General features: G+C 42.4%; 13 protein-coding genes. All 13 read right to left on the bottom strand.

The annotated features are described in order from the left end of the window. Positions 1-70: 70 nt before the first annotated feature. The gene (locus GCWU000321_RS00135) at positions 71-844 is read right to left on the bottom strand and encodes a TatD family hydrolase (protein WP_007069026.1); all 774 of its coding nucleotides are present in this window, start codon (positions 842-844) and stop codon (positions 71-73) included. Continuing rightward, complete coding sequence (gene metG / locus GCWU000321_RS00130; RefSeq protein ID WP_040381022.1) at positions 844-2,787, bottom strand: methionine--tRNA ligase; 1,944 nt, start codon at positions 2,785-2,787, stop codon at positions 844-846. The genes GCWU000321_RS00135 and metG overlap by 1 nt, the downstream gene beginning before the upstream one ends. 73 nt (positions 2,788-2,860) lie before the next feature. After that, positions 2,861-3,736 (bottom strand): 16S rRNA (cytidine(1402)-2'-O)-methyltransferase, encoded by an 876-nt coding sequence (gene rsmI / locus GCWU000321_RS00125; protein ID WP_007069024.1) that lies wholly within the window; start codon positions 3,734-3,736, stop codon positions 2,861-2,863. Next, complete coding sequence (locus GCWU000321_RS00120; protein ID WP_007069023.1) at positions 3,714-4,463, bottom strand: tRNA1(Val) (adenine(37)-N6)-methyltransferase; 750 nt, start codon at positions 4,461-4,463, stop codon at positions 3,714-3,716. Before GCWU000321_RS00120 ends, rsmI begins: the two co-directional genes overlap by 23 nt. Further along, positions 4,456-5,298, bottom strand: a complete 843-nt coding sequence (locus GCWU000321_RS00115; RefSeq protein ID WP_007069022.1) for a PSP1 domain-containing protein — start codon at positions 5,296-5,298, stop codon at positions 4,456-4,458. The genes GCWU000321_RS00120 and GCWU000321_RS00115 overlap by 8 nt, the downstream gene beginning before the upstream one ends. Next, entirely contained in the window at positions 5,286-6,314 is a 1,029-nt protein-coding gene (locus tag GCWU000321_RS00110) for a DNA polymerase III subunit (protein WP_007069021.1), read from the bottom strand. Before GCWU000321_RS00110 ends, GCWU000321_RS00115 begins: the two co-directional genes overlap by 13 nt. A gap of 501 nt (positions 6,315-6,815) precedes the next feature. Continuing rightward, complete coding sequence (locus GCWU000321_RS00105) at positions 6,816-7,727, bottom strand: dihydroorotate dehydrogenase (RefSeq protein WP_007069020.1); 912 nt, start codon at positions 7,725-7,727, stop codon at positions 6,816-6,818. Then, the gene (locus tag GCWU000321_RS00100; RefSeq protein ID WP_007069019.1) at positions 7,724-8,488 is read right to left on the bottom strand and encodes a dihydroorotate dehydrogenase electron transfer subunit; all 765 of its coding nucleotides are present in this window, start codon (positions 8,486-8,488) and stop codon (positions 7,724-7,726) included. Before GCWU000321_RS00100 ends, GCWU000321_RS00105 begins: the two co-directional genes overlap by 4 nt. A gap of 2 nt (positions 8,489-8,490) precedes the next feature. Beyond that, on the bottom strand, positions 8,491-11,694 hold the full coding sequence (gene carB, locus GCWU000321_RS00095; RefSeq protein ID WP_007069018.1) for a carbamoyl-phosphate synthase large subunit: 3,204 nt from the start codon (positions 11,692-11,694) through the stop codon (positions 8,491-8,493). Further along, on the bottom strand, positions 11,691-12,755 hold the full coding sequence (gene carA, locus GCWU000321_RS00090) for a glutamine-hydrolyzing carbamoyl-phosphate synthase small subunit (RefSeq protein WP_007069017.1): 1,065 nt from the start codon (positions 12,753-12,755) through the stop codon (positions 11,691-11,693). The genes carB and carA overlap by 4 nt, the downstream gene beginning before the upstream one ends. Further along, positions 12,752-14,041, bottom strand: coding sequence for a dihydroorotase (locus GCWU000321_RS00085; protein WP_007069016.1), 1,290 nt, complete (start codon positions 14,039-14,041; stop codon positions 12,752-12,754). Before GCWU000321_RS00085 ends, carA begins: the two co-directional genes overlap by 4 nt. Further along, a complete protein-coding gene (locus tag GCWU000321_RS00080; RefSeq protein WP_007069015.1) occupies positions 14,025-14,990 on the bottom strand; it encodes an aspartate carbamoyltransferase catalytic subunit in 966 nt (321 codons plus the stop codon). Before GCWU000321_RS00080 ends, GCWU000321_RS00085 begins: the two co-directional genes overlap by 17 nt. Positions 14,991-15,098: 108 nt before the next feature. After that, positions 15,099-16,730 carry an ATP-dependent nuclease gene (locus GCWU000321_RS00075; protein ID WP_007069014.1) on the bottom strand — a complete coding sequence of 544 codons (1,632 nt, stop codon included), beginning with the start codon at positions 16,728-16,730 and terminating at the stop codon, positions 15,099-15,101. Positions 16,731-16,871 lie beyond the last annotated feature (141 nt).

The raw sequence follows: 16,871 nt of genomic DNA, 5'->3' as shown, positions 1-16,871 counted from the left end.
GCCACTTTCATACTTTCCCCATGCAAAAGCCGCCTGGCGATTTGATTCGCACAAAGCGGCTTGTTTATATTTATTGCTCAATTTTATAAATGTTACAGGCATTTGTCGTTGTCTGAAAAACAACAGCCTCCACGCTCAAATCTTTCAACCGTGCAATTTCTTCCGCCACATAAATTACATTACGCGGCATATTCCGTTCTCCTCTATGTGGCGGTGGTGCCAGGTAAGGACTGTCCGTTTCAATTAACAATCTATTCAAAGGGATTCCTTTAGCCACCTGTTTCAGTTTGGTACTTTTAGGAAATACTACCGGTCCCGCAAAGGAAATATAAAACCCCAAACGAATGAATTCTTTGGCCATCTCTAAACTGCCGCTGTAACAGTGCAGTATCCCCCGCAGAGAATCCCGTTTATGTTCCCGCAAAATCCGGAGTGTATCGCCATGCGCATCTCTGTCATGAATAATTATCGGCAAATCTAACTTCCCTGCCAATTCTATCTGTCGGTGAAACCATTTCTGCTGCATTTCTTTATCACTATAGAAATAATGATAATCCAGACCGATTTCACCGATAGCAACGATTTTATGATTTTCTCGCGCCATAGATTCGAGCTCCTGCAAGCTGTCTTCCGTCGCATGACAGGTTTCATGAGGATGAATACCGACTGCTCCATAAAGCCGGGGATATCTATTTACAAGAACTGTCGTTTTCCTGCTCGTTTCCAAATTTTCAGAAGGACAAACCACATATTTTAAATGTGCAAATACGTCTGACAGAACTTGCTCCCTATCATCATCAAAACGTTTGTCATACACATGCGCATGAGTATCAAAAAGCTCCATTACTTCACACAACTGCCCGCAGGCATATCAACGAAGGGAAGTACAAGATCATTATCTTTGGACGCTGCCAAAACCATCCCCTGCGATTCTATCCCCATCAACTTCGCCGGTTTAAGATTCGCCACAAAAATCACATGCTTGCCGACAAGTTCTTCCGGTTTATAGTATTTAGCAATACCACTGACAACTGTTCTAATTTCTTCGCCTAAGGACACTGTCAGCTTGATCAAATTTTCTGATTTTTCAATTTTTTCTGCCGTCAATATTTCTGCAACACGCAATTCCGTCTTTAAAAAATCATCCATTGTAATGAGTGAAACACTTGTGTCATTTTCTGTTTTCTTCACATTGAGCTTTCTCTCCAACTTTACTTCCGCTTTCAAGTCTTCTTTCTCTACTTCAATACGCGGGAAAATAGGCAGTCCCTTAGCAACTTTTGTACCATCAACAATACCACCCCATACCAAGTCTTTATAGTTTGCTTTTTCAAAATTAACCAATCCCAACTGCGACCAAATCTTTTTCGCAGCAATTGGAATCACAGGCTCTACCATGAGAGAAACAAAACGCATACCCTCGCAAAGATGATAAAGCACAGCATCAAGTGCAGGATCTTTTGCTTTATCCTTTGCCAGTACCCAAGGCATCGTCACATCAATATATTTATTTAATGAACGGATAAAGGTCCATACCGATTTAATAGCGTCATTGATTTTCCAATTATCCATTCCATTTCGAAACTTTTGTAAAGTAGCTTCTGCATTTTTTTCGATCTCTGCAGATACTTTTCTTATGCTGGGATCAACAGACGCGTCACCATGCACAAGAACCCCATTTCTATATTTTTCCACCATGGATAAACTTCTGTGGAGCAAATTGCCAAGATCATTGGAAAGATCTGAGTTAATACGGTTGATAAGCCTTTCTCTACTGAAATTACCATCCTGTCCCAACTGAATATCATTTAAAAGATAGTAGCGAATAGCATCTGAGCCGAACTCTTGCAGCAAGGGAATAGGATCCACTACATTTCCTTTAGACTTGGACATTTTTTCTCCGTCAACAATCAGCCATCCATGACCATAAATTTTTTTCGGCAACTCTATCCCGAGACTCATAAGCATAATTGGCCAGATAATAGAATGAAACCGGACAATCTCTTTCCCTACCAAATGAACATCAGCCGGCCAAAATCTTTTAAATTTTTCAGGATTATCAATAATACCCGCTGCCGTTATATAGTTAACAAGCGCGTCAAACCACACATAAACAACATGCTTGGGATCAAATGGTACAGGAATGCCCCACGTAAAACTGGTTCGTGACACACAAAGATCTTCCAGGCCGCCCTTAACGAACTGAATCATTTCATTTTTCCGAGATGCAGGTTGGATAAAATCCGGATTTTCTTCGATAAACTTCATCCATCTATCCGCGTATTTTGACATCTTAAAAAAATAGGCCTCTTCACTGATACGTTGCAATGGTCGTCCGCAGTCAGGGCAAAGATGCTCCGGTGTCAGCTTATTTTCCGGCCAGAAAGTTTCATCAGGAATACAGTACCATCCTTCGTATTTCCCAAGATAGATATCTCCATTGTCATAAGCACGCTGAAAAAGCATCTGCACCACTTCACGGTGACGTTCTTCCGTTGTGCGGATGAAATCATCATTGGAAATATTTAGTTCTTTCCAAAGCTGCTTGAAAAGAGCAACAATATTATCCACATACTCAATCGGCGTAACTCCAGATTCTTCCGCTTTCTGTTCAATCTTCTGCCCATGTTCATCAGAACCGGTCAGAAACATCACCTCGTATCCATCAAGGCGTTTGAACCGTGCCATACTGTCCGCAATGGACGTACAGTATGTATGTCCGATATGAAGTTTGGCACTTGGATAATAAATCGGCGTTGTGATATAGTATTTTGGTTTTTCTGTCATTGTAACTCCCCCTGTAAAAGTCTTTATTTCCTTGTATTTTCCATTATATAACCGGGAGCAATTATTTCCCAAATCATTTATTCGCATCAGCTTCTTTTTGATTTAAAAGGTACTGATACACTTCTCGACGAGATAAATGATGTTTAAAAGATACTTGCCTTGCTGCTTCTTTTAACGGCATCTTCAGCGCAAAAGATACTGCCTCTTCACGCCAGCCAGTTTTCTGTTCCTTTTCTTCCGCAGAAATTTCATTCCATCCCTCCACAAGAATAACATATTCTCCACGTGGTGTTTCCGTTTCTAAGTCATCCAACAATTCCTGAAGCATGCTTCTTTTAAAGGTTTCAAATCTTTTTGTCAGCTCTTTTGCAAGAACCGCTTTCCTGTTTCCCAATTCCCGTATCAACGTCTCTAATGTTTCTTTCAACCGATGGGGGGCTTCATAAAAAATTAAAGTAACCGGTATATGAGACATATCAAACAATAACTTCTTTTTCTTTGCGTTAATTTTAGGCAAAAAGCCAATAAACGCAAACTGCCGGGCATCAAGTCCGGATGCTATTAACGCTGTCAATGCCGCATTAGGTCCCGGTAAAGGCACAACAGGAATCTCCGCCTCTATGGCAAGCCGTACCAGATCTGACCCAGGATCAGAAATGACAGGCATTCCTGCATCACTGCACTGAGCCACGGAACGACCGCTTTTCAATGCTTCAATTAATTTATTGCCAGATTCTTTTTTATTATGTTCATGATAGGAAACCACATGCCCGGAAATTTGAAAATGATTCAGTAATATTCTTGTGTGTCGTGTATCTTCTGCCGCGATTAAATCAACCTGCCGTAAAATGCCTACTGCCCGCTCTGTCATATCAGATAAATTTCCGATAGGAGTAGGCACAAGGTACAATGTACCCGCTTCCACCTCATTCATTTGTTTTCTTCCCATATATCTCCATAATCTCCTGTGTGTAAGATCCATCAGTATTATGGATTAATAACGGCGGTTCCAAGATTAATTCCGTATGTCCACCATATCTGAACTCCAGTAAGACACGAACTGCCGAAGCGCCTATTCGGGCATATACGGGGCGTATCCGTTTGGCTTCCATTTTGTACCTGCGGCCAAGCGTAATCAAATCGACTAAACGATCCGCACGGTGGATCATAGTCAGACGGCCGCCATATTTCAAAAGATACTGTGCTGTATGAAAAATATCTTCCAAGGTTACATTTAATTCATAACTGGCGCTGGCTACACCTTCGCAATGGTTCATTCGACCGGTTCCTATTTCCCGATAAGGCGGATTTACCACAACAGAGTTAAAACTTCCCGTCGGATAAATCTTCTTTACATTCCTGCAGTCATATTCCACGACTTTTATACAATCTGATTTGTTATTCCCATTCACATTTCTACGAGCTAAATCCGCCATTACCGGATTAATTTCAAACGCAGTAATATCTTCACCGCCAAGTGCGGAAAGCAAGAGCGCAATAACTCCCGTACCGGTTCCCAAATCGGCAATCCTGTCTTTTTTGCGAATTGAAACATAGTGGGCTGCCAATATGGAATCCAAGGAGAAGCAAAATTGATCCGGCCTCTGGATAATTTTCATATCGCCCCTAACCAAATCATCCAGCCGTTCTCCCTCATTTAAAACCCAATTATTCATTTTCCACCGGTTCCACCACATCCCATTGCATCGTTTTCGTCCGTCCTCCTTCCAACTGTACTTTCACACTGTGTTTTTGCAGATTTACATAGACAACCTGTCCTTCACCTTCGTCAGTGATAACTTTCATCCCGACACGAAACATTTTATAGGACTCCTGCGCGCCGCAGCAGCATTTCTTTCGTGAATGATCTCCTGTATACTGGTCATTTTCATATCGAAGGCAGCACATAAGACGCCCGCAAACGCCGGATATTTTAGCAGGATTCAAAGATAATCCCTGGTTTTTTGCCATTTTAATAGAAACCGGGGCAAATTCCCCCAAATAAGTCGCACAACAAAGCGGTCTTCCGCAGGAACCAATACCGCTGACCTGTTTCGCCTCATCCCTGACCCCCACCTGCCTTAATTCAATGCGCGTATGAAAAACAGAAGCTAACTCTTTTACCAATTCACGAAAATCAACGCGGCCTTCTGCTGTGAAAAAGAATACAATCTTGCTTCTGTCAAAAGTATATTCTGTACGTAAGAGTTTCATCGGTACCTTGAACTTTTCAATTTTCTCAATGCAAACAGCAAAAGCCGAATTCTCTCTTTCCCGATTTCGCTCCAGTTGTACCATATCTTTTACAGTTGCTTTACGAACAACCGGTTTTAGCGGTCCATTATCCTCGTATACTCTTTCTCCCGCCGGTATCGTTACGATGTACCCATATTCCATACCACGGGATGTTTCTACGATAACCCCGTCATTAATTTGTAAATGTAATTCATTAGGCGCAAAATAATAAATTTTACCAGCTTTTTTAAAACGAACCCCCACTACCTGTTCCATAATATATAATCGCCTTTCTGTATGTGCTGTAATTGAATTAAAATCATATCCCATATATTTTTAGTAGAGATATAACGCCGGCACGCCGATTCTGCTTTTTGCAAGACAGCTAATGCCTCTATCGCACGGCCGTCAGTCCAATATTTCAACAGCCGTTTCTCCCGATCAGACCATTGCATACATTTCTCCAGCTGATCATCGGTAGTTTCAGCGCCAATCATGAGATCCCGTCCGATGATAATAACCCATCGAAGCAAAACCAAAAAATCCTCCCGTTCCTTAAATGTCCATGCGGATAAAGAAGAAAATGCTGTTGAAGATGTTGTGACTGTTTCCCAAAACCTCATGGCCACGTCCAACTGCATCATCCCTTTTTCACCACAAAGATCTTTAGCAACGCCAGGATTACCTTCAGAAACCTTGAACGCTGTTTCCTTCCCTACTGTCCCGTCAAAATTAAATTCTTCAGCCACTGTCTCCACTAAGTAATAAAACTCATTTTCCATTAACGGAAAGAAAGGAAATCTTTCCCCTCGTGAAACAATCGTCGGTAAAAGTGCATTTATATCAGAAGTAACAAGAATAAAATATAGATTTTCTACCGGTTCTTCCAAGGTTTTCAGGAAAGAATTCGCCGCGTATTGGTTCATTTTCTGCGCATCATCAATAATACATACACGCAATTTTTCATCAAAGGAAGCCATTTCCTCCATAAAGGCGCGGAACTGGTCAATTTTAAGTTCCATTCCCATCGGCCGGATATACCAAACACGGTCTCCTTTCAGATTTTCCAGAAGCTTTTCATTTTTACTGCTTTTTATCTTTTTAATTTCCACCCATATTTTTTCAGATGCCCCCGTGAGAAAATCTGCAAAATCAAAAGCAGCTGTTGTTTTTCCCAGCCCATCATCACCGTAAAAAATCATAGTATGCGGTAACCTATGATTTTCCATCAAAAGCTTCAGCTCCCTTTTTAATTTTTCCTGTCCATATACGTGAGTAAGAAATTGGCTCATTCTGATATCCCACACCTATAAAAACTTATTTTATTATTTTATCATCTAAACCCGAACATAGCAAAAGTACAGGAACTTATATGTTCCCCGCATATAAAACATATACTTTATTCTCCTGATATTTTATAAAATTAATCTCCCTTATATATCATGTATCAACAAGAATAGTGTTGAATAATTAGTATAGCGTTTTTCTCAGTATAAAATTTTAATTTCCTCTATTCTATACGGTATTCCTGTCGGAAGTAATTTATCCTTCAGTGATATGGGTAACATCACGATCTTCTCTCTTATGGAAATTCCACGTAAGTTTTGACGAAGAACCGTTTTCATAGGTACATTAAAATATCTGTTCATTGCGGAAGAAAACTTCATCTACACCAAATATGACTTTTCCATAATTTCCTCTACATATGATGTCCATGTGTAATATATCATCAAAATAAATTTATATTTTAGCCTATCAAAAGAGGTGGCAAAGATATCCCTCTGTCACCTCTTTCAGACTTGTAACGTGTCTACTATGCTATTTACATCAGAAATATTATTTTTTTCACACCACATACGTAATTCATCAGTGATCTTTGGAATTGCATAGGGACTTGCCAATGATGCTGTTCCCACCTGCACAGTATCCGCACCGGCCATCATAAACTCCACTGCGTCAGTACCAGTCATGATCCCCCCCATTCCACAAACAGGGATGTGAACAGCATGTGCCACCTGCCATACCATACGAAGCGCCACAGGTTTTATCGCAGGGCCTGATAATCCGCCAGTCACATTACCAAGTATCGGCCTCCGCGTTTTGACATCAATTGCAAGACCAAGAAGCGTATTTATGAGCGACACTGCATCCGCCCCAGCATCTTCTACCGCTCTGGCTATAGAAACTATATCCGTCACATTGGGAGACAGTTTCATGATGACAGGCAAATCAGTATTTCTTTTTACGGCTCTCGTCACTTCTGCCGCCATATGGGGATCAGAACCAAAAGCAATCCCTCCACATTTTACATTCGGACAGGAAATATTGACTTCAAAAGCATCTACGCCTTCCACAGACAATGCTTTTGCAACCATGCCATACTCTTCCGGGTTCTTTCCTACAATATTACAAATCACCGGTACGTCGTACTTTTTTAACTCAGGCAGATACCTTTTCTTAAAAACATTAGTACCGGGATTTTCGAGGCCAATGCAGTTCAGTATCCCTGATGGCGTTTCTGCGATACGAACGCCTTCATTACCGTCCCAAGGCGTAATAGCAATCCCTTTACAGGAAATTGCTCCAATTTGGGATAAGTCCATGTAATCCTTGTATTCCACGCCAAATCCAAAAGTCCCTGACGCCGCAATAATAGGTGTTTTCATCCTTATACCAAGGAAATTCACATTCAGATCAGTACTCATAAGCAAACCTTCTGTGCATTGAATACCGGTCCGTCAAGACAGACTTTGTAATGCCCGCCGTCAGCTTTATCGCAAACACACGCCAAGCATGTTCCCGTGCCGCAGCCCATCCGGCGTTCCATGGAAACCTCACAGTATATTCCTGCATCCGCTGCCATTTGCGCCGCTGTTTTCATCATGATACCGGGACCGCAGATACAGGCCTCATCTACCCGTTCTTCTGCAAAAAGTTCAGGCAGAACAGATACGGAGAATCCTTTAATCCCATAAGAACCATCATCTGTTGTTACAATTAATTGTTTCAAAGTTTTAGGGAAAAGGTCTTTCCAGAATACTTCTTCTTTATTTCTTCCACCGATGACAACTGTCATTTGTCCCCGTTTTGCACAACGTGCCATGAAAAGGATCGGTGCGATTCCTACACCACCGCCAACCCCTACAATATGTCCTTTATCCATGGAAAAAGAGGTTCCCAATGGCCCAAGGCTGTCAACAACATCCCCTATTTTCATATGAGCCATGGCTTCCGTCCCGTTACCAACAATTCGATAAATAATTTCCACAAGGCCTTTTCCCGGTTCAATGCCTGCGATAGAAATAGGCCGCCGCAACAATTTGCTGGGATCGTTAATTTTTATATGAATAAATTGTCCTGGCAGTGCCGATTTAGCAGTCTGTGGAAGTTCAATCTGCATTCTCCAGATATCATGCCCCACTTTTTCATGAAGACGAATAACACCCTTTTCTACATAACCGGCCATAATTAATTCTCCCCGATATAATCCTGGATGGCTTCTACATTTTGGTTTTCACCGGCCGCCTCTGCCATAACACGGAGTACTTCTCTTGCCGTATCCAAAGAGGTAAGACAGGGAATCGCCAATTCGACCGCAATGCGCCGCAGGTCGTAGCCTTCCTGTTCAATCTGACTTCCGTAAGAAATAGTGTTCAGTACCATGTCTACCTTTCCTGACTTCAAATACTTCTCACAGTTTTCTCCCTTCTCATGAATCTTCCTGATTATTTCTACCGGAATACCGCGATTCTTGAAATACTCGCCTGTACCGGACGTGCTGATTAGGTGATAACCAAGTTCTACAAATCGCTTTGCCAGTTCCGCCGTTTCCGGTTTATCCCTGTCACTAACAGTAATAAGAATATTTCCTTTGGCAGGAATCATAAGATTTGCGGCAACAACGGCTTTATAGAGTGCTTCCTGGTATGTATGCCCGATTCCCATAACCTCACCGGTTGATTTCATTTCCGGTCCCAGCTTGATTTCCACAAGTCCCAACTTAGAGAATGAAAATACCGGTGCTTTAACGGCTACATAATTTTTATCAGGAACAAGACCCAGCGGCAGTCCCTGCAATTCCAAAGATTCGCCAAGCGCAATTCGCGTTGCATGCTCCACCATGTTGATTCCTGTAATCTTGCTCATGAAGGGAACCGTACGGCTGGCACGCGGATTCACTTCAATAACATAAACTTTATTACCGACAACAATGAACTGAATGTTGATAAGGCCCTTAACATTCATCGCTCGCGCAATTTTCCGTGTGTAATCGGTCAAAGTCTCTATCGTTTCCTGTGTTAGATGCTGAGGCGGATAAACAGCAATAGAATCGCCGGAATGAACACCGGAACGTTCAATTTGTTCCATAATTCCCGGGATGCATACATCAATACCATCAGAAATCGCATCCACTTCTACTTCTCGGCCAACCATGTACTGGTCAATAAGGACCGGATGTTCATGAGAAGCTACAACGGCCTCCTTCAGATACTGGCGCAGTTCAGCCTGATCATAAACGATCTGCATCGCACGGCCGCCAAGCACATAACTGGGCCGTACAATAAGCGGATAATCCAGATCCTGCGTTTTTTCCATAGCTTCTTCCACACTTTCTACAAGACAGCCTTTCGGTCTTGCTATACCGAGCTGTCCCATAAGTGTATCAAAGCGTTCACGGTCTTCCGCCATATCTATACTTTCATTAGAGGAGCCAATAATACGGATTCCCCTTTTTGCCATAGGCGTTGCTAAATTGATTGCTGTCTGTCCCCCAAACTGGCAAATAACGCCTTCCGGCTTTTCTTTTTCAATAATTTCCAGTACATCTTCTTCCGAGAGCGGTTCAAAATACAGAGAGTCTGATGTATCAAAATCCGTAGATACAGTTTCAGGATTATTATTGATAACAATAGATTTCTTCCCCGCCCCTCGCAATGCCCAGGAAGCATGAACAGAGCAATAGTCAAATTCGATTCCCTGTCCGATACGGATCGGTCCGGATCCAAAAACAATGACCGCATTTTCTCCCTGCGGTTTCACCTCATCTTCACTGCTATAAGTAGAATAATAATAAGGAGTGTAAGATTCAAACTCAGCGGCACAAGTATCTACCATTTTATAGTCAGGATGCAAATTAAATTTCTTCCGGAAGTTTTCTACATCTTTTATGGAGATTTCTGCAAAGTGGGCAATAGCCGGGTCAGGCATCTGTATGCGTTTGGCCGCTTTTAATGTTTCTTCCGTCAGCCCTTCCTTAAGCAGTCGGCGTTCCATCCTGATAATATTTTGGATTTTGTAAATAAAGAACAAATCGATCTTGGTGATCCTATTGATCTCTTCCGGTTCAATACCACGACGAAGTGCTTCTGCCAGGACGAAGAGACGTTCATTATCAATTCGACTCAAAAGACAACGGATATCATATAAGGATTGCCCATCTAATTTTTTCAAGTGAAGGTAACCTTCTCCTACCTCCAATGACCGGAGTGCCTTCAACAGAGCCCCTTCCAAAGTACGGTCAAGTGCCATGACTTCCCCAGTGGCTTTCATCTGCGTCCCAATTGAACGATCCGCCAGGGTAAACTTTTCAAAAGGCCATCGGGGGAATTTAACGACTATGTAATCAATAGACGGCTCAAAACATGCTTTCGTACGCTTTGTAATGCTATTCGTGATTTCATCAAGATGCATCCCCAAAGCAATCTTCGCCGCCACTTTCGCAATCGGATAGCCCGTCGCCTTGGATGCCAGCGCGGAAGAACGGCTGACACGGGGATTCACTTCGATTACATAGTAATTATTTGTTTTCGTATCCAGCGCATACTGCACATTACAGCCGCCTTCAATTTGGAGATAACGAATAATATCTAAAGAAGCGGTACGCAACATTTGGTACTGACCATCTGTTAGTGTCTGTGTCGGCGCCACAACGATGGAGTCTCCTGTATGGACGCCGACAGGATCGATATTTTCCATAGCACAGACAATAATGCAATTATCTGCACTGTCACGCATCACTTCGAACTCCACTTCTTTCCAACCAGCCACGCTGCGTTCTACCAGAATCTGATTAATAGGGGATAATTTAATACCACGATTGGAAATTTCCTCCATTTCATAGCGGTCATGAGCGATACCACCGCCTGTGCCCCCGAGCGTATATGCAGGACGAATAATAACAGGATAGCCGATTTTATCAGCAAAAGTTACTGCCGGTTCCAGTTCATCAAAAATACCGCTTTCAGGAACAGGCTGATGGATTTCATTCATCGCACGCTTGAACAGCTCACGATCTTCCGCATGCTTGATAGCATGGAGTGAAGAGCCAAGCAATTCCACACCATATTTTTCTAAGACGCCTGCCTCTGAAAGATCCACCGCCATATTTAAGCCGACCTGCCCGCCCAAGGTGGCAAGCAGCGCGTCAGGCCGTTCCTTTTTTATGACTTCCGTTACAAAAGGCAGCGTAATCGGTTCAATATATACACGATCTGCAATATCTACGTCTGTCATAATGGTTGATGGGTTGCTATTGACAAGAACAACTTCTATTCCTTCTTCTTTTAAAGAACGGCAAGCCTGCGTTCCCGCATAGTCAAACTCAGCTGCCTGCCCGATGACAATAGGACCGGAACCAATGACTAAGACTTTCTTTACATTCTTTTTTGTCATCTTTTTGCATCCTCCATTGCCTTTACAAATTCTTTAAACAGGTAAAAATTATCCGTCGGTCCCGGTGATGCTTCCGGATGGTACTGTACTGCCTGAATCGGCAGAGTTTTATGGCAGAACCCTTCAATCGTTCCATCATTGACACTTCTGTGGGTCACTTCTATACATTCCGGCAGTTCCTCATCAGAAACAGCATACCCATGGTTTTGACTGGTAATATAGACACGCCCTGTACGCAGATCTTTCACCGGATGATTTGATCCGCGGTGCCCGAAAGGCAGCTTAAAAGTATGCGCTCCCAATGCCAGAGAAAGCATCTGTATACCAAGGCAGATGCCGAAAATCGGTTTTTTCCCGATCAATTCCTTAACCGTACTGATGACATAAGGTACATCGAGAGGATCCCCCGGACCAGGACTCAGAAATATACCATCAGGGTTATCCGCAAGCATTTCTGCTGCAGTGGTATGGCAGGGATATACGGTTACAGTACAGTCGTTTTTAGCAAGGCTGACTAAGATGTTTTTCTTAAGACCGCAATCAAGCAAAGATACCTTATGTGTCCCATGACCATAGATATAAGGCTTATCAGCCGTTACTCTTTCAACCTGATCCCGATGAAGCTCTTTCGCCAATTTCTCCTGAATTATTTTTTCATCAGTATCGGCTCTGACAATAATCGCTTTCATGACACCGTATTTTCGTACGGCACGGGTAACTGCACGAGTATCCACATTGTAGAGACACGGCACATTATATCTTTCAATAAAATCAGCAATTGTTTCTTTACATTCCCAATTGCTCGGATGAATCGTAATTTGATCCAAGACATACCCAGTAGCTGCAGGTTTGCTGTTCTGCATAAATTCATTATTAGCGCCGTAATTGCCAATCAAGGGATACGTCAACGCAAGAATCTGCCCTTCGTAAGAAGGATCGGTAAAACATTCCTGATATCCTGTCATTCCCGTATTAAAAACAAGTTCGCCAATTCCCTCTGCTGACCCCAACAAATCCCCTTTAAATCGAACGCCATTCTCTAAAACCAGCAGGCCCCTCATTTAACCACCTTTCCTCCTTTCATAACAATCTCCCCATCCACTATCGTAAGAACAGCCTTTCCCTTCAGGCTGATCCCTTCATATGGCGTAAAGAGAGACTTTGTATATAACTCATTTCCACGGACTACCCACTCTTTGTCAGGATCAATAACAGTTATATCCGCTGTTCCTTCTTCTTCCAGCACACCACCGGAAATATGGAGAAGTTTCGCAGGATTAACCGCCATCAGTTCGACAATGCGATCGATAGACATCTTACCGGTATGATAAAGGACGGTCAATGTTGATGCCAAAGATGTTTCCAGCCCTGCAATTCCATTCGGCGCGCAGTTAAAAGGCACATCCTTTTCCTCGTCAGCATGAGGCGCATGATCCGTCATAATAGCGTCAATCGTTCCATCAAGCAGTCCGTTAATCAATGCCTGCCGATCCTTTTCCGTCCGTATAGGAGGCGCCATCTTAAAAGCGGATTCATAATTTTTCAAATAATCGTCAGTGAAATATAAATGCTGCGCTGTCACTTCTGTAGAACAATCAATCCCTTTCTTTTTTGCATCTCGAATCAATTCCACCGCTTTTGCGGAACTTACGTGAGCAATATGGATATGGCATCCCGTTAACTGTGAAAGGAGCAAATCTCGCGACACCGCGATATCCTCCCCTACAGCCGGCCTCCCAGCCACTCCCATCTGATAAGAAATGATACCCTCATTCATAAATCCATCACCGCACATCGTCATATCTTCTGCATGGTCGATAATCATTTTTCCAAGCTGCCCTGCATATTCCATCGCACGCCGCATGAAATTGGCATTTTCCACATAATGTCCATCATCAGAGAACGCCACCGCGCCAGCAGCAGATAAATCCCCCATTTCAGACAACTGCTCCCCTTTCAGTCTCTTCGATACGGAACCGATAATGCTGACTTTTACTACACCATCCTCTTCAACCCGCTTCTGTACTGCCCGAAGGACAGCCATATTATCAATAACCGGTTTTGTATTTGCCATTGTCACCACATGAGTGATCCCACCTGCGGCGGCTGCTTGTGTTCCTGTATGGATATCTTCTTTTGCTTCCTGCCCAGGTTCACGAAGATGGACATGCATATCAATCAGGCCGGGCGTTACAAAAAAACCTTCCGCATCATATACTTCTGCGCCGGACACATCAGCTATGCCTCCCAAAGACACGATTTTTCCATCTTCAATCACCACATCACCCTTCTCATGTTGATGATGGACAGGATTTATAATGGTTCCATTTTTAATAATCAGTTTCAATGTCTTTTCCCTCCGTCAGCGTTAAATATAACAATGCCATACGTACTGCAACGCCATTCCGCACTTCTTCCTGAATCCAAGACTGTTCATCATAAGCTACATCATGAGAAATTTCTATTCCCCGGTTCATCGGTCCCGGATGAATGATTGCCACATCAGGTTTGCAAAGTGCTAAGCGTTCCCGATTAATTCCCCACAAGCGGGCATATTCACGGGTAGTCGGGAAAAAACCGCCTGCTGCTCTTTCAAGCTGAATGCGCAGGATATTAATAGCATCAGCGTCTTTTAAAGCATCTTCCAATTTATCATCCACAATCGCTCCCATGGCCTCTAACTTTTTAGGCACCAATGTACGCGGTCCTGTTAAATGAACTTCCGCACCTAATTTCGTAAATCCGTAAATATCGCTCCTCGCCACGCGGGAGTGAAGAATATCTCCAATAATTGCATACTTCATTTCCTTGATCTTCTTTCCCGCTTCACGAAGTGTAAAAAGTTCAAGTAACGTCTGACTGGGATGCTCATGCGCCCCATCACCTGCATTAAAAATCAAAGGTGTCTTTACCTTCGGGCTTTTTACTTTGGATGCAAAAAGAGCGGCCCCCTCTGACGAATTACGAATAATCACCGCATCTGTTCCCATTGCCGAAACAGTAAGCAATGTATCACGCAGGCTTTCACCTTTCGTCATTGAGCTGCCGCTCTTTGTAATATTAACAACATCCGCCCCCAAATACTTGCCGGCAAGTTCAAAAGAACTGCGCGTCCTGGTGGAAGCCTCGGAAAATACGGTAACAATAGATTTCCCTTTAAGATAATCCTTTTTCTTATTCCCGGACAACACAATTCTTTTCATTTGTGCCGCCACATCAAGCACCCGTTCAATCTCTCCAGCTTTAAAATCTTCCAGCCCTAAAATTGATCGGCCTTGTAGCGAAACTGTACCCATTCCGGCCTCCTTAAATTAAAACAGCTAAATAGTTATCTTTATGATTCTAAAATATCAAACTCTTTTTTTCAACATAAACTCGATTAAATTTTGGTGAATCCGTTTCCCTTAAAGTATTTCTCCCTTTGAATAAGAAACTGCTGCTTCAATCACAGTCTTAAATGCAGGCGGGATTTCCTTCCCTGTTAAAAATTCACCAATAGCTCTTCCAACAATGACCCCTTTATTTCCATAAAGCCAGGCAAAGTAGTAGAACTGCAGTGAACGATTATCCCGTTTCGAAATATTAGACAGCTTTCTCGGCGGATAAGAACCACGAGCCATGCCAAGTTTTTGTCCCGCTTTTTTCACAAGAGAAGAATTTACCACATCGGAACTGTCTTCCACAGAATGTATCACCCGATTCAAAACGCCAATACTCCCACTGGATATACAAGCCTGTACCACATCCATTTCATAACAAATATAGTCAGTATAAAAAACATAAGGTTTCGGATTTTCAACCATTACATCCTTATCATAAAGACAAACTGTAGGAATATGAAAACGTCGGATCAACTGGGAAATTTTTGTAATAGAGCTTTCACCACGGGCATTGATCAGGCAGATTCCATAATAATCAAAATTAATGCCTAAAGTCTTCGCAAAATAAGGAAACGAACCATACTCTGTTTCACCTTCTACTAAAATAGTACACCGCGAGTACAGTGCCTCTTTAACCTCGGGAAAATGCATTATCAAATGCTTCTCTATTTCACGGTTGAAATGGAAAGTAGTTCCGCAAGACACCTGTACTTTCTTTTCTTCATTCCAATATAAACGGATGATTTGCCGATAGTCATTTACCAGAGAATCTGTGGAATGAGTTACTACAAAAAGCTGCCCGTCAAGTCCGTCAACCCCTAATGTTCTTTGTATCAGTTTTTTAAAAAAAGGTTCTTCATTATTTAAAATGGACTGCAAAAAGGCCAATACCGCTCTCTGCAGATATGGATGAAGATGCAATTCGGGTTCATCGATGCTTAACACCAAGGGAAAAAATCGTTTTCCCCATTTATTGTATACAATGATATTTTCAAAAGGAATTGCTTTACTGTTTCTTTTTTCCACAAGCTGAACCAACAGATGTGAGGCAATCGCAAACATTAAACGAATTGTAAAACCGGACGGTGCCGCATCTTTATCTGATGTGAAAATAACTTTCAATATTTTAACCACTGCCAAGTTAGGATCGGACGGTAAGCTGACCGGAAGCCCTTTTTTTGCCAAAAGTTCTTCCGCCTCTCGAATCGTCTCTTCTCCTGCAGAAAGATAATCCTTATATAAGGAAGATATCTGTAGAAGCTCTTCATCCGTAACCATGTTGCGCGGCACATCATCTAAGGCATAATCAATATAAAACAGACAGCGCATATATTCGAGCGGTAATCGTTCGCCCGTATCAGAATTGATCAGAGTCGGTACCACTTCGCTCACTAACTGGCGAAGTTCGATATGTGCAAATTCCCCTGTTCCCATATCTGCAGAGGAAAGAGTAAAAAAGACACGTATCGGATTATTCTCATCAAGAAAATCCGCTTCCCGGAATCCATATCCATGAGTAACTGTTTTTAAAAAACTTAAAAAATTGGACTTCCCGATATTGTTATCTCCAACGATATAATTGGCACGACTGTCAAAATGAAATGTCACATCTTGGAATGTACGGTAATTCTCAATCCTCACATCAGAAATATACATATCCTCACCTGCCTTAAATTCCTTTTTTATTATACCATTTTCCTAATTCACCGTTACACCTGCCTTTGCATGGGACGGTGTCAAGTTGTTGTGGGTAAAAATCTCTTTCACAAAATCCCTCTCAATTCCAATAATCAAATC

The sequence above is a fragment of the Dialister invisus DSM 15470 genome (assembly GCF_000160055.1).
In the GTDB taxonomy this organism is placed as follows: Bacteria; Bacillota; Negativicutes; order Veillonellales; family Dialisteraceae; genus Dialister; species Dialister invisus.
This window is presented reverse-complemented; position numbering and strand designations above follow the sequence as displayed.

Excerpts from the sequence above, each read along its gene's own strand:
- GCWU000321_RS00135 (WP_007069026.1), bottom strand. The coding sequence starts at position 844 with ATGGAGCTTTTTGATACTCATGCGCATGTGTATGACAAACGTTTTGAT.
- metG (WP_040381022.1), bottom strand. The coding sequence starts at position 2,787 with ATGACAGAAAAACCAAAATACTATATCACAACGCCGATTTATTATCCA.
- rsmI (WP_007069024.1), bottom strand. The coding sequence starts at position 3,736 with ATGGGAAGAAAACAAATGAATGAGGTGGAAGCGGGTACATTGTACCTT.
- GCWU000321_RS00120 (WP_007069023.1), bottom strand. The coding sequence starts at position 4,463 with ATGAATAATTGGGTTTTAAATGAGGGAGAACGGCTGGATGATTTGGTT.
- GCWU000321_RS00115 (WP_007069022.1), bottom strand. The coding sequence starts at position 5,298 with ATGGAACAGGTAGTGGGGGTTCGTTTTAAAAAAGCTGGTAAAATTTAT.
- GCWU000321_RS00110 (WP_007069021.1), bottom strand. The coding sequence starts at position 6,314 with ATGAGCCAATTTCTTACTCACGTATATGGACAGGAAAAATTAAAAAGG.
- GCWU000321_RS00105 (WP_007069020.1), bottom strand. The coding sequence starts at position 7,727 with ATGAGTACTGATCTGAATGTGAATTTCCTTGGTATAAGGATGAAAACA.
- GCWU000321_RS00100 (WP_007069019.1), bottom strand. The coding sequence starts at position 8,488 with ATGGCCGGTTATGTAGAAAAGGGTGTTATTCGTCTTCATGAAAAAGTG.
- carB (WP_007069018.1), bottom strand. The coding sequence starts at position 11,694 with ATGACAAAAAAGAATGTAAAGAAAGTCTTAGTCATTGGTTCCGGTCCT.
- carA (WP_007069017.1), bottom strand. The coding sequence starts at position 12,755 with ATGAGGGGCCTGCTGGTTTTAGAGAATGGCGTTCGATTTAAAGGGGAT.
- GCWU000321_RS00080 (WP_007069015.1), bottom strand. The coding sequence starts at position 14,990 with ATGGGTACAGTTTCGCTACAAGGCCGATCAATTTTAGGGCTGGAAGAT.
- GCWU000321_RS00075 (WP_007069014.1), bottom strand. The coding sequence starts at position 16,730 with ATGTATATTTCTGATGTGAGGATTGAGAATTACCGTACATTCCAAGAT.